The 14,973-nt window shown below is 40.1% G+C and carries 11 protein-coding genes; 8 read left to right on the forward strand and 3 right to left on the reverse strand.

Annotated features, from left to right (window positions below; all coding sequences use genetic code 11):
* Positions 1–495: 495 nt before the first annotated feature.
* From WG89_RS20465 to WG89_RS20475, 3 genes are all read right to left on the reverse strand, one after another.
* Entirely contained in the window at positions 496–1,983 is a 1,488-nt protein-coding gene (locus WG89_RS20465; protein ID WP_062269294.1) for a hypothetical protein, read from the reverse strand.
* A 55-nt stretch (positions 1,984–2,038) separates the two neighbouring features.
* On the reverse strand, positions 2,039–3,049 hold the full coding sequence (locus tag WG89_RS20470; protein ID WP_062269295.1) for an NAD-dependent epimerase: 1,011 nt from the start codon (positions 3,047–3,049) through the stop codon (positions 2,039–2,041).
* A 321-nt stretch (positions 3,050–3,370) separates the two neighbouring features.
* Complete coding sequence (locus WG89_RS20475) at positions 3,371–4,435, reverse strand: undecaprenyl/decaprenyl-phosphate alpha-N-acetylglucosaminyl 1-phosphate transferase (protein ID WP_062269296.1); 1,065 nt, start codon at positions 4,433–4,435, stop codon at positions 3,371–3,373.
* A gap of 821 nt (positions 4,436–5,256) precedes the next feature.
* Here WG89_RS20475 and WG89_RS20480 point away from each other — a divergent pair.
* The 8 genes from WG89_RS20480 to WG89_RS20515 all read left to right on the forward strand — a co-directional run.
* Positions 5,257–6,036 (forward strand): ABC transporter permease, encoded by a 780-nt coding sequence (locus WG89_RS20480; RefSeq protein WP_062269298.1) that lies wholly within the window; start codon positions 5,257–5,259, stop codon positions 6,034–6,036.
* A complete protein-coding gene (locus WG89_RS20485) occupies positions 6,033–6,686 on the forward strand; it encodes an ABC transporter ATP-binding protein (RefSeq protein ID WP_062269300.1) in 654 nt (217 codons plus the stop codon). Before WG89_RS20480 ends, WG89_RS20485 begins: the two co-directional genes overlap by 4 nt.
* Positions 6,687–6,703: 17 nt before the next feature.
* Positions 6,704–7,945, forward strand: a complete 1,242-nt coding sequence (locus WG89_RS20490) for a KpsE/RkpR family capsule polysaccharide export protein (protein WP_062269302.1) — start codon at positions 6,704–6,706, stop codon at positions 7,943–7,945.
* A 59-nt stretch (positions 7,946–8,004) separates the two neighbouring features.
* Complete coding sequence (locus tag WG89_RS20495; protein ID WP_079253954.1) at positions 8,005–9,642, forward strand: polysaccharide biosynthesis/export family protein; 1,638 nt, start codon at positions 8,005–8,007, stop codon at positions 9,640–9,642.
* Positions 9,643–9,738: 96 nt separating this feature from the next.
* Positions 9,739–10,317, forward strand: coding sequence for a dTDP-4-dehydrorhamnose 3,5-epimerase (rfbC, locus tag WG89_RS20500; protein WP_062269306.1), 579 nt, complete (start codon positions 9,739–9,741; stop codon positions 10,315–10,317).
* 2 nt (positions 10,318–10,319) lie between these two features.
* Complete coding sequence (rfbD, locus tag WG89_RS20505) at positions 10,320–11,219, forward strand: dTDP-4-dehydrorhamnose reductase (RefSeq protein ID WP_062269308.1); 900 nt, start codon at positions 10,320–10,322, stop codon at positions 11,217–11,219.
* Positions 11,220–11,498: 279 nt separating this feature from the next.
* Entirely contained in the window at positions 11,499–13,223 is a 1,725-nt protein-coding gene (locus WG89_RS20510; protein WP_172806873.1) for a coiled-coil domain-containing protein, read from the forward strand.
* A 110-nt stretch (positions 13,224–13,333) separates the two neighbouring features.
* Positions 13,334–14,973 (forward strand): glycosyltransferase family 2 protein (locus WG89_RS20515; protein ID WP_172806874.1); only part of this gene is annotated, 1,640 nt, incomplete at its 3' end.

The raw sequence follows: 14,973 nt of genomic DNA on the forward strand, positions 1-14,973 counted from the left end.
TATCGAGGTTTGAAGAAGAATGACAATAAACTGTCTACTTTATTTGCCCTGGCGAATATTGTTCGACTGGATCAAATGATCCGGGCACAGGGTTAGTCCGCCCTGAAGTCACGAAAGTGGCTAAATATCATACAAATAAGGGGTTGAGACCTCTGATTTCAGTCCTACTTCGAACTCGATTCAAGAAGGGAAGTAAATTAGAGGTTATTCGCAGGTTCCCTAATAATCATTAAAAGCAATCTGTGTAGCAATAGAGATAGCGGCCTTTGCTTCTGTTATCCGTCAAAAATTAAAAACTCATACCAAATTAACATTTATGGCTAAAAAGCCCCGTTAACTAGTGATACAGACAAGACTATAACAATGCCACACAATCTCTCAACGTTTAATCCAGACTATTTAATAAAATATAAAGAAAATTAAATCAACAGTATAAAATCAAGTGTAATTACCAAATTGAGATCACTTACTATTCTTAAGTTGATAAATTACTTTTTATTTACCACCTATTAGACTTTTCAAAAATCCATATACACCCAAAGTCTTTGTTAACTTAACGGCCCGATTTTTTTGTAACATAAAAAACCTTTTACAGTTCCTTTTAATCATCACCTTTTTACTAAACAAATAAGACTTGACGTTCTTATCAGAACTTTCAAAGCATTTTACTAGTTTTATATCATCCAGATCTTTTGGCTCTCTTCTAAAATTTTTAATTTTTAAAAAAACATCTAGCGAGGCAAACTTTATACCCATATAGTAAAAGTGCTGATTCGGGTTATAAACCAACTCATTAATATCAATACCAACTTTATTACATAGATTATTTGCCAAGTCATAACCACCTAAGATAGGGTGTAATGTATTAGAGCAAACATAATCGATATCATCTGTATCTCTTATTCCAAAAACTGAAAGTACAGAACCATTTATGATACATATAGACTCACGATCGATCTCTTTATCTTCAAGCTCTTTCCTAAACTTTTCAAAATTCATTTGAAAATTTTTGGAATGTGTTGGAAATGAGTTATTTAAGTGATTGATAGAATTCTCATTCAGTAAAAGTTCGCATACTTGAAGGCATTCTTCTTTATCATCCGTTATATGCAGCAAGTGCTTTTTCTTTCCAAACTTATCTCTTATGTCCTCTTTAAACTTAACTATATCATCCAGCTCTTTGGAGGTCTCAATAAAAAATACTGTCAGACTTTCATGACAACTACCGAAGCATTCACTTTTCTTTTCGATTATTCCTTGGTAATCATTTTTGTAGTTGCCTACCCAATGCCCCTTAGAATAGATCTGACTCAAAAAATTATGAGCACCATTATCTGTTAATATAATATTTTTCTTAAATAGAATATTGAAATTTTCATTTATTTCAGTTTCTATTGAATTCAAATACTCTCGAGAGTTAGGCCAGATACAGATCGCATAAAAATTCATACTATCATTGATTTCTATATAGCTTTTCAATATATAATCGGCATCCTGGCTTAGCATTCCTCTGGATATAAAGTATTGAATATCAAATTTTTTAGGTTTAGTATCAAACTGTACGATTGGAATGTTTTTGTTAAGATAAATGGCACAACTACTCCTATGAGCTCCATCGATAAGACAGTTACCCTTTTTAGAAACAGGAATTAACGATACCGTAGAATCAAACCCATCATGCTTTATAGATTCAAACAATTTATTGAATGTATTTTTATATTTAAGAAAGCTATCTTTCTCAGGATTACCTGGTTCTATAAACTTCCCGAGAGAGAAACATGCCAAATGTTCTTTATAGAGATATTCTGGATACCCAGCCTCTCTCTCTTGCTCTAAAGACTTTATGTAGAGCAACTTCGGTACCAAGTCGATGCGATTCGAAACCAGGAGTAACTTACTATCAATCCATTGACCTTCAGTCTCTCCAGCCAACTCATCAGAGGGAACCATTCTCTCATCAAACAACAATCTGCTCTGTTTCATTTAGAATACTTTTTCCGAAATCCAAACAATATTCAAAATCAAAATTTCACAAAAATTAATTCTTAGGTATCATGCACCATTTACGATACCATTTTACGAACCTATCCATTGATGCTTCAATTGAAACTTTAGGCTTGAAGTCAACCACTCTATTAATATCAGTAATATCAGCATATGTGACATAAACGTCACCTGCTTGCATAGGCATAAAGTTCTTAATGGCTTTCTTTCCACATGCAGATTCAATGGCTGCGATAAAATCCAATAGTTTAACAGGCTGATTATTTCCTATGTTATATATTCGATACGGACTAGAGCTACGACTCGGATCATCATTTTTAAAACCAGTAACACTTACAGGGATAACATCCTGAATTCTGATGACCCCATCAACAATATCTTCAATATCAGTAAAGTCTCTTTTCAATTCACCATTATTAAACACGTTTATAGGCTGATCTTCTAAAATTGCTTTAGTAAACTTCCAGGCCGCCATATCAGGTCTGCCCCAAGGACCATTTACGGTAAAGAACCTCAGTCCAGTAGTTGGCAGCCCATAGAGATGTGAGTAACTATGAGCCATGAGTTCATTAGATTTTTTTGTGGCTGCATACAATGAAACAGGATGATCAACAGCATCTTTCGTTGAGTACGGCATCTTACTATTCATGCCATAAACTGAACTTGATGACGCATATACCAAATGCTCAATGTCATTATTTCTACAGCCCTCGAGTATGGTCATCATACCTACCAGGTTACTATCAACATAAGCCATTGGGTTTTCAAGAGAATAGCGAACTCCAGCCTGTGCAGCCAGGTGAATGACTCGGTTAAATTTCTCCGTTTTAAAAAAATCAGATATTGACTCCCTATCAGACAAGTCCATCGTGACAAACCGAAAGTTCGCATATGGCTTTAGTAATTCTAAACGATCATGCTTTAACTTTGTTTCATAATAGTCATTAAGATTATCTAATCCAACTACTTCATACCCCAATTCGCACAGACGTTTTGAGACATAAAAACCAATAAAACCAGCTGCACCTGTTACTAAATATTTCATTTACTCTTACTTTATATTAAAAAAATATATCTGTTGATCAATTTATTACCACACATCCATTCATCAGTATGAATAATGCATATTTCTATCAAACAGAATGAAAAACCAGGAGCACTATGCTATTCACCCAGAAGCTCCCATATTAATACCGTAAAATTGCTTGAACCTGTATTTTCAAATACCCAGTAAACATTTTTCTTTATAGGAGACTTTTTCAATTAATTGAGATGTGTAAAGTATGGATCCAGGGTTACTGTAAACCAAGTTCATCTTTTATTAATGCCTATGGTTTACTCTTATATTTTAATAACTTATCGAATTCTATGCATATGTAAGTTTAGATCGCAAAAACCGACTGAATTTATAAGCTCTTTTTATCATCTTATAGTATGCAAATGAATAAAGGAGGAATATTAATATCTGCCAATTGCTTTCCATACCAACATAGTCAAGATATAAACCAGTTAAGTTAAATATGGCAGAAATCAATACAAGAATAAGCATTGCCATTTTAGGCGTAAAACCGGCTCTAAGAAGAATATGATGAGCATGAGTTCTGTCTGCTTTGAAAGGGCTCTGCTTCTTAAAAAGTCTTCTAAGAACTGTAGTTACCATATCAACCAACGGTAAGCCGATAAAAAACAGTCCTGTTACTGGTTCAAACATGACACCTCTTGCACCACGAGGCTGTGAATAGTACTCAATTAGAAAGATAATTGAGAAACCAATTAGCATACTGCCCGCATCACCAAGAAAGACTTTCTTTAATCGCCTTGAAATCTGCAGGTTATAAAGCTGAAATGCTGTAATAGCAAGGATCATGATTATTATCAGCGGCGCCATATACCCAGTAGGGTTACCTGCCACTAGAATAGAAGACAGAGACAACATGGTCACCCCAGCACTCAGACCATCAAGCCCATCTATCATATTGTAGGCGTTGACAACTCCAAATGCAGCCACCAGTGTGAAGGGAGCAGCCAGCCAGACTGGAAGTGAGACATCGCCAAGGCCAAAAACATTTCCCAAATCAGAAAACATCATCCCAGCCCAGATCATTGTCACTGCTGTCGCTGCAAAAGTTGAGAGCACACGGATGGATACCCTGAGGTCATAACGATCATCCAGGGCACCAATGATCGTCATCATGCCTGCTGCAATCAAATAGCTGTCCAAAAGCAGTGTATTTGATAGAAAGAGAAAGCCGAGAATCATGATTGTGAGGTAAATAGCCAAACCACCGACCAGTGGCACAATACCGGCATGCTGTTTTCGCTCATCGGGTTGATCCAGCAAACCTACACGACAGGCTGCAGGCTTGAGACATCGGATCAAAAAAAAGGAAAGGAAAAACGCAGAGACTGCGATCAACAGATCTGACTCCATATAGACATCCTGGATATTTTTCTACTAGAGATTGACTACTTAAACGAGCGCTACAGACATATGAACACGCTACCGCCCTTCAGTTGCTGCAATTCTGATACTGCGCTAAGTCTGCTCGGAAAGAGCAACAACCCTGAACACTGTTGCTTAAAGGCTTGATAGGTTTGGAGTGTGTATAGGGGGCAGGATATTAAAGGGAATGCGTTAGCAAACTATACGTGCGTGTACCTAAAAAACACGCAGCTAGCATGCTCTATCTTTCCGAAATATGATCAAACAAATAGCTTATAGCGCATACTAATACACTACTTCAGAATGCGCTTATCACAGAGAGTAACACCCTATATTTCTTGCATCGGATGGGAATGTCGTATATATTTTCGCGAAAATATGACCACTGCATTCTATGGATCAGAATATGAACAAGCAGAAAATTGGACTACTTGACACAGTCATTGCTACCTATCAAGTAGCTCGCCTTCGCCCAGTAAACGACAGAAAACAAAGCAGCTCGCCCTTTACACAACAGATGCACATATTTACATATTAAGCAACTGCGAAAAGACACGATTTTCTAACCCAGTCAAATACCTTAAATTTGCGCAAAATTTTTTTGCTGCGCTGTTTCTGCATATGCGCGTCCATTGCAATTTTATTGACCAATTGGACAAAGACTGATGGGCGGTAGCGTGCCTGAATACGCTGACTATGCAATTACAGTACTTATAGAACCTATTCATTCATCTGCATTAATTTATTCAACACTCTTTTTCATAGAATTAAATGCCTTGAGCACTTAAAGTGCGAATCCTAGACCCTCTATGCAAGCCAGATCCCCGTTAAAAATACAAATTGCAGTACTTCATGCACTGCTCATCCGAGAGCTCAAAACCCGTTTTGGGTCCTATCGACTTGGCATGGCCTGGGCCTTCATAGAACCCATCTTGCAAATTGCCGTTTTTATGGGTCTATTTTACTTTGGTGGCAGGGACTCAGTAGGTGGCCTTGAGCTGCCTCTTTTTCTCGCCACAGGCATAGCACCCTTCTTATATTTCCAAAAAGTCATTAACCAGTGTATGAATGCCGTTACTGCTAATACAAACCTTCTAATATACAGACAGGTTCGTGTATTCGACACATTTCTTACTCGTTTTCTCCTTGAAGCCATCACGTCCTTCATCGTTCTGGCTGGCATTATTACAGCAACCTGGTGGCTAGGGTATGAAGTTAACTTCGTAAATACTCTAATTTTTATTTACGCCTACATATTGTTGAGCATTCTTGCATTTGGACTTGGACTTATCTTTGGCACAGTCAATACACTCTTCCCGGAAATAGGAAAATTTATTCCCACGCTGCTTAGACCATTAATGTTTATTTCATGTACATTTTTTACCATTAATGACCTTCCTTCAGATGCTCAGTCAATCCTCCTTTGGAACCCATTGATTCATGCCTTCGAATTTATGCGCTCCAGCTTCTCGTACGACTACAACACTTCGTTACTTAGCCTTGAATACCTGGAAGTCTGGGCATTAATGTCACTTACCCTCGGCTTGCTGGTGCTCAGAGCTAACTGGCGGAGGATGCTAACATCATGATCACGTTCAAAAATGTTACCAAGTATTACCCAACCCCTCAGGGTCGCCACTATATTCTCAAAGAGGTTGATCTGATTCTGCCAGGTGATGTCAACATTGGTGTTTTTGGTGCAAACGGTAGTGGAAAATCGACCTTAATGAGGCTCCTTGCCGGTGTAGACTTCCCCAATAAAGGCAGTATAAAAGTCGAAGGAAATGTGTCTTGGCCACTTGGTCTATCTGGCTATCAAGGCAGTATGACTGGGCGTGAAAATGCTGAGTTCATCTGCAGGATTTATGGCAAAAGCAAAGAAGAAATCAACGAAAAAATAGAGTTCATAAAAGCCTTCTCTGAGCTTGATAACTTCTTCGAGATGCCATTAAAAAGCTATTCCTCAGGCATGAGATCAAAATTTTCTTTTGCTGTCAGCATGGCCTTTGACTTCGACTATTACCTGATTGATGAACTGACCGCTGTTGGTGACAAGCGATTCAAAGAAAAGTGCCGAGAAACCTTTGACGCCAAAAAAGGCGTTGCCAACTTTCTGTTTGTCTCACACAATCTCAATGAACTCAAACGACAGTGTGATATAGGCATTTATATAAAAGAAGGCAAGATCCATGTCCATGACAGCATAGATGATGCCATTGCCGCTTATAATTCAATGTAATTTTTCTCCGACTTACTATGCCAGACACTATTCAAGCTCCTCCCCAAGAAGATCAATCGCTAAAAAACGAAGCTCTTCTTAAAAAACCAGATGCTAAATCCGGCTTTGCCAACACAGCTAATACGTTTAAGAGCAAACTGGATCAACTTCAGCTTGCCTCCAAAGTAAAGAAAACGCTTCTTACTCACCAGACAGGTCAATGGTTCACAGCTATTGTCCTGCTTCCCTGGGTAATCTGCGCTCTCTATTTCAACCTGGTTGCCTCTGATCGTTATGTTTCTGAAGCCAGCTTTCTGATCGAAAGGAGTGATTCCGGTGGTGGCGCTATTGAAGGCCTGAGTTTGTTTGGCGTTACCCCTCAGGCCAGTAATGATCAGAGAATTCTGGAAACCTTCATTCAGTCACCTGACATGCTCAATTTCCTAGACCAGGAACTCTCTCTCAAAGAGCACTACATTGAATCCGCTGACTGGATCTCCAGGCTCTCGCCATCAGCCAGCCAGGAAGATTTTCTGGCTTTCTATCGGAGCCATATTCGTGTTACCTACAACGACACCAATGGTATGCTGGACATGGAAGTACAAGCCTTTGAGCCAGCCTACGCCAAGCAAGTTACCGACCTGATTCTTGATAAAAGCGAAGTTTTCGTTAACGAAATCAGCCACAACATGGCCAACGAACAGTTAAAGTTTGTGCGCTCAGAAGTAGAACTTGCAGAGAAGCGGCTCAAAGACTTTACTCGCAGACTGCTGAACTTTCAGAATGAAACCGGCTTGCTCAGTGTTGAAGAACAAGGTGCGGCTCTGAGTGGCATTATGAATGAGTTGCAGGCTGAATTAATCAGAAGTCAGACCGAGATCCAAACACTGACTTCTTACCTGAATGAAAATTCAGCCCAGGTTACTGCATTGAGACAACGTATACGGGCTCTCCAATCACAGATCACCACTGAAAAAGACAAGCTGGTTGATAGCCGCACCACTTCCCTGAATGACCTGGCAGCACAACAGCAAGAATTACAACTGGATCTTGACCTGGCCACCCAGGCTTATACCTCAGCATTAGTTGCGCTGGAGAGTACCCGAACAGAAGCCAGCCGCAAGCTCAAGCAGCTGGTTGTTGTCAGCAGCCCCTACCAGGCTGAAGACGCCAAGTACCCCAGAGTTGCCTACTCTCTCACCAATATTCTGTTGATTTTGTTAATGCTATTTGCTCTGGCACGCATGATCCGGGCCACAGTTAAAGAGCATCGAGACTAATAAAACTGACAAGAAGTCGACTCATTTTAAGCATTAACATATTTCCGAACGAAAACTCTATGAAACTACAACTCATCACATCTGTAGCGGCTTTGATGCTGTGCATGACAAGCTACGCTAACACGGCATTACCCGAAAGCACTGAGACAGAAGCTGCCGGCCCGGAAGTGGTTGAAAGCGTAAAAGTCCGCCCTGTGTTTGGTCAAAACCTGTTTGAAGGTTTCAAACAGGCTGAATTCAAGGGCTTTAACCCCGAATATACCTTAGCCATCGGGGACAGAATCACACTGCAAATGTGGGGCGCCTACGAAGTAGCGGTTGAGCTGACGGTAGATGCCCAGGGCAATGTTTTCATACCCCAGGTAGGCCCAGTCCGATTGGAAGGCATAGCCAATAAAGACCTCAACACTGTTATTGAGAAAAAAGTACGTAGCGTTTACCAGAAAAATGTCAACCTTTATGCAAGCCTGAATGCCGCAGAGCCCGTTAAACTGTTTGTGACTGGTTTTGTTAAATCACCAGGCCTTTATGGCGGGTTCTCTTCGGATTCTATTCTTGCCTTTCTGGCAAAAGCAGGTGGCATCCGTCCTGAATCAGGCAGCTACTTGAATGTTGAACTAAAACGAAATGGCGAAACCCGTGCCAGTTTCAATCTCTACGAGTTTCTATTGAAGGGTTCTATTGAGCAGGTGCAGCTCGGTGATGGTGACACGCTAGTGGTCAAAACCCGCCAGGGTGTTGCAGGTTTTGACGGGTTAGTGGAAAACCCGGTTCAGATCGAATTTGCCAATGGTGAAACCTCACTCAAAGAAGCGCTGGATATGGTAGGTGTTTTCCCAGAAGCCACTCATGTTCGAATAGCCAGAAACCAGATGGCCAAACGCAACGTTGAATACCTGCCGATTTCAGCGACCAATGATGTATTACTACAGAGTGGCGATGAAGTCACGGTCGTTTCAGATAAGATGCCAGGCACCATAAGTGTATCGGTAGAGGGAGAGCATAATGGTCAGGCTATTTACATCCTGCCATACGGCAGCACCATCAAGGATTTGATGACAAGATTGTCACCCAATGAGCGCTCCAATATGGCGGCCATGCAGTTGTTCCGTGAATCAGTTGCAAAACGTCAAAAAGCCATGCTGGAAGTTCAGTTGCAGCAACTGGAACAAGCAGCCTTATCAGCACGCAGCAAGAGCGTAGGTGAAGCAAAGCTTAGACAAGCTGACGCAGACTCCATACTGCAGTTTGTCGCCCGAGCTAGAAATGTACAACCAAGAGGTCAGGTTCTATTAGGTCAGAACGAAACCCGAATGGACGTTCAGCTCAAGGATGAAGATCGAATTGTTATCCCAAATAAAACAGTGCTTGTTCAGGTCTATGGCGAAGTCATGTTCCCCAATGCCATGGTCTATGACCAGCAGAACACAATAAACGATTATGTCTCCTCTGCCGGTGGCTACTCCCAGAAAGCCGACCAATCCCGAATTTTGATCTTGCACCGGGACGGCACTATCTCTCGCATTGAATATAAAGACGGCTGGTTCAGCAGTGGCTTAGCGCAATACGACGTGAAGCCCGGTGATGAAATACTGGTGATGCCACAAGTTGACGAAAAAACCATGCAGTACACCAGCGATATCATGCAGGTAATTTATCAAGTCGCCATGAGCACAGCTGTAGTACTCTCACTATAACCGATGATTGCTTGATCAGGCTCAGCTAAACTGGCAATTCTTGAAGCGATGGATTGCTTCACGCAAGATAGTGAAAGTTCAAAGAAGGTAGACTTGATGAGAGTAGTTGAAACAGGCATTGAAGGTCTAAAAATTATAGAGCCTGAGGTTTTTGGTGATGGACGTGGATTTTTTATGGAAACCTGGCAAGCTGAAAAATTTGCAGATTTAGGATTTCCCACTCACTTTGTTCAGGACAATCACAGCCGCTCCAAACAGGGCATATTGAGAGGCCTGCACATTCAGACCCAACATACACAGGGTAAGCTGGTTCGAGTTATTCAGGGTGAAGTGTATGACGTTGCTGTTGATTTAAGGAAAGATTCAGAGACTTATGGTCAATGGCACGGTGTTTCTCTTTCAGCAGAAAACAAACGTATGTTCTGGGTACCAGAGGGCTTTGCCCATGGCTTTTATGTCACCAGCGAATCGGCTGACTTTGTCTATAAATGCACTGACTACTATGCTCCTGAGTATGACCTGAGCATTGCCTGGAATGATCCAGAACTCGCTATTGATTGGCCGCTGGTCCATGGAGAGCTACCACAACTATCTGGGAAGGACGAAAAGGCCATGGCATTTTCTGAAGCTGGAAGCTGGAAACAGGAAGACGGAAACTGGGCAAGGGAAGTTTAAACATGAAAGTACTGATTACAGGTGCAAACGGCCAGCTGGGTTATGAACTACAACGCTGTGTGCCTGACAAAATTGAGCTGATCTGTGCAGACAGAAAACAGCTTGATATTACCTCCCAAGATTCTGTTACTGCATTTTTTGATTTATACAAGCCTGAAGCAGTCATCAATGCAGCAGCTTACACAGCTGTAGACAAGGCAGAGACTGATTCAAAAGCTGCATATGCCGTTAATACCAATGGCACTGCTTTCCTGGCTGAAGCCTGCTCAAAGTTAGAGATTCCAATGGTTCAGGTATCGACTGACTTTGTATTTGATGGAACTCAATCCACACCTTACCAGATGGACGATACCACCAACCCCATCAGTATCTATGGCAAAAGCAAACTGGAAGGTGAAAAACGGGTTCTTGAAATATTGGGTAATAAAGCGGTTGTTATCCGTACCGCATGGGTTTATTCCTCACATGGGAACAACTTTGTTAAAACCATGCTGCGCCTGATGCAAGAAAAAGATCAGCTAGGCGTAGTGGCTGACCAGATTGGCACCCCGACTTCTGCAAAAACGCTTGCACAATGTTGCTGGCGGGCGCTGGACAAACTACAAACCACAAATGTAGAACTACCCGCTATTATGAACTGGACCGATGCGGGCACTACCAGCTGGTATGATTTTGCCGTGGCTATTCAGGAAGAAGCCATTAGCCTTGGTATTCTGGAAAACAGTATTCCAATAAACCCAATTCCTGCATCAGCCTACCCTACTCCAGCAAAACGCCCTGCATACAGTGTATTAGATAAGCAAGCCACCTATAAAGCTCTTGAGATGCCTGTACAGCATTGGCGGGTGACTCTTAGAAGTGTGCTTGATGAGCTCTCTCGAAAAATTGAAAAAAATAGTTAAGCCAAATCAAGTTGCCAACTACCAGTACTTTGTACTGAGATAAATTGCGCATCTATATAAGCCTCAATCTAAACATACCCCTGTAATTTGTTTAGCTCCCGATCGCATCGGAAATTGCATGCATTAATGCACTGCATGAATTGAATTAAAAATCATCCCTTCTCAGTTTATTAACAAATACAACTCACAATAACCATGCCTGAACAACACCTTATTGAAACATCAAGAAACTCACTGCCGCCTCTATCTTCCAGAGTTATGTTTTGGCGCCCCCGATTTTTGGCCGACTCCCAATGGCTGGAACATATTCCTTTTTATTTCTGGCTAATCGAAGCTCAGCAACCAGGTTTGGTGTTTGAGCCGGATTTGATCACTGGCAGTAGCTATTTTGCTTTATGCCAGGCAGTGGACAAACTCAACACCGATACCCGTTGTGTCGCCAGTTTTAACCGTCAGAGCCATCAGCCGAATAACAGCCAACAGCAAGACGAAATCAAGGAATACAACAACAATCACTATCAGGAGTTTTCAATTCTTTCTTCGGAAGATGCTTTGAGCAGCATTAAAGATATTGAAGACGGTACTCTGGACCTTCTGATACTAAAGTACAATAGCTCGTTGATTCTGAATAATAAACCCGTAAACAGTTGGGAGAAAAAACTGTCTGACCAAGCCATTGTATTGGTGCACGGCAGTCAGAAAAAAGAGATCAAGCCACTCTGCCGAAAACTTAAAAAGACCTATAGCACTATTGAGTTTGTTCACGGCGATGGTTTATTAGTAGTAGCCGCGGGCGAACAACAAACAGCCAAAATACAATCGTTGTTGAGTCTGGGTGGGAACAGCACCGGCACCCGCATCATGCAAGACGTATATTCCAGATTAGGCGTGGCATGCCGTGAATCCTGGTTCAGCGCCAACAGCAAAAAACAGATCAAAAAGCTGGACAGACAACTACAAGAAACCACCGAACACTTAAGTGCACAAGAGCAACATAATACACAACTGTCACAAGCTCTGGACAAAACAACAAAAGCTCTGGTCATCACCTCAGAGAATAAAAAAGATCTGGAAAGTAAAATACTTGATCTGCATCAAGCCGCAGAACAAACAGAAAGCCAGATCACAGAACTGGAGCAAGAAAAACAAACCGTAGCCAGCCAGTTGCAAAAAGCCTCTGAAGAACATCAAGCCGCAAGTCAAAAGCAAAGCGAGTTAGAAAATAATATAGAGCTGCGTTTTGAAGAACTGGCCAAACTGACCACTCTGCTCCAGAAAACGGAAATGGAATGCCAGCAGCTGAACAAAGAAAAGGTTACTCTTCGTACTCAGGTAAGCGGTTTACAAGGTGACAGTAAGCAGCTTGAAGAACAATTTAAACTCATTAAACAGCAAACCAATGCAGCTCAGACAGAAGCCAATAAAAAGATAGCAGAAAGAGACAAAAAGATAAGCCAGCTTCTGCAACACAACCAGCTTTTGGAGCAGGATCAGAAGCAGGCGGCTATGACCATTGAAGAGCTTAAAAAAGAAAATATCCGTATGGAGCAATCCTTACAACAGCGTTTTGACGAGCTGGCTGTTCTTACGGGAATGTTAGAAGAAAAAGAAATGCTTATCAAAAAGTCAGTGACTCCTGATGAAAACAGTTCTGAAGTTACAAGAAAAGGTAAGAAAACACTCTCTTTTAATGTATTCAACAAAAGCAACAAGGGCTCAAAAAGTCAGCAGAAAACCAAAGATATTGAGCTGATTAAAAACTCCGGGTTATTTGATGAAGAGTGGTACCTAAAAACCTATCCTGATGTTGCTGGCTTTGAGGAAGGCGCTGTTATCCATTATCTACAGCATGGCTATAAGGAAAGTCGCAATCCATCAATAGCATTTAATAATGACTGGTATCTCACAGCTTATCCGGACGTGAAACAAGCGAATATCAATCCACTATTGCACTATGTTCATTTTGGTAAAAGAGAAGGTCGTTTAATTGAAGCTGCTTTATAAAAAATATTAATCTGATTTTTCGCAGCATTCCTGTAACAAGTAATCATAAAGAGACTATGGAAAAGCTAATATCATATTGTATTCCTGTTATGAATCGAACAGGTGATATTATGAAAACCCTTCATCATAATATTAACGTAGCTAGAAACTATCATAATGAAATTGAAATAATAATAAACTGCTTTGATCGGGATGATGAAACAAAAAACTACATAAATGATAATTTTAATTCCGACCTAAAATCAGGCTTATTAAAGCTCAACAAAGAGCCCCCCCTCCCTTTCTGGCATTTTTGTTGGGCTAAAAACTCATTCAAGAAAAAAATGCAGGGAAAATATTATGCAAGTTTGGATGGTGATAACTATATCACTAGAGAGGAAGTAGAAAAGCTAATCAACCTTTGTAAGAAAGATGATGAAGATTATTTAATCCACTTATTCTCAGGAAATTGGGGAGATGGTACTTCTGGTAGAGTTGTACTTCCGAGAAAAAAATATCTTAAGCACGGCTATATAAGCACACTATTTCCTCGACAATTCGACGAAATGGCTCTTATGCTCTCTGTACTACAAGATGACGTAGTATTTGTATCAAGGCTAGGCATAGATATTTTTAAGCTATCAGGGTATGCACGGGACTTTAAGAAAAATTCGCTTCCAAAAGCATTTAAGCATTTAGAGATAGATTTCGGAGAGATTATTCAACCTCTAATGCCAAGAGGAGAAGGGTATGCTTCAAAAGATAGAAAACTTAGCATATATCAAAACTTAAACGCATACTATGCGATGAGCCTCATATCTAAGAACACAGAAGAAAAGAAAAAATACGAAGATGAATTAAAAAGACAACAAGAAAAAGCATTCATAGAGTATGATATCTCAAACATTGAGAAAATAGTTTTCTTAAATAAAAGAGGAAGGTCACCAGAACTATCTAACAAGCGAACTGTATACTCAGTCATAAAGAACGATACCCAATTCCTTAAAAAGTGGTATGAGCATTATAAGAATATCGGGGTAGAAAGATTTATTGTAATCGATGACAACTCTGATAGATGCATTTCAGAGACTTTAGATGAAGATGATGTTTATATTTTCAAACCTAGAGTAGGAAATTTCAAACTATTTAAGACATTTTGGATAAAAGTACTCAGTTGCACCTATCAAGAACAAAATTCATGGATGCTTACTGTAGATAGTGATGAATTCTTAGACATTAATAGTTCAGGCTATTTTAATCTATCAAATTTAATAGTTAACCTTGAAAAAAGAGGAGTAAGCTTTTGTGGTGGAATATTGATTGATATGATGCCTAAAAACGACTGCAGAATCGATCAAGATAACTTTATTGATACTATGAATTATCATTTATGGAGACCATATACTGAAAAATATGAATATAAAACGATACCAAGTATAAAATGGGCATTCTCTAATTATTGGAAATTATCATTTGAATTTGATTTTCGATATCGATACTACGGTACAATCGATTCCCTCAGAAAATTCCCTTTAGTTAAGTTCCAGCAAGATATAAATCTAAACCAAGGATTTCATGCTCTCGGATATAATAATGAATTTTTCTCAGCCAAAAACTTCTTCGCTAACAAGAGCATCATACTCCCTATAAAACACTATAAGTTCTTCAAGTTAATATCAATTGAAGAAAAGAAACGATTAAAAAACTCAAACATTGATGGGTATTTTGGACGAACTCAAGAAAACATAAACAAAATAGTTAACTCCAATGA

The sequence above is a fragment of the Endozoicomonas arenosclerae genome (assembly GCF_001562015.1).
GTDB classification, from domain to species: domain Bacteria; phylum Pseudomonadota; class Gammaproteobacteria; order Pseudomonadales; family Endozoicomonadaceae; genus Endozoicomonas_A; species Endozoicomonas_A arenosclerae.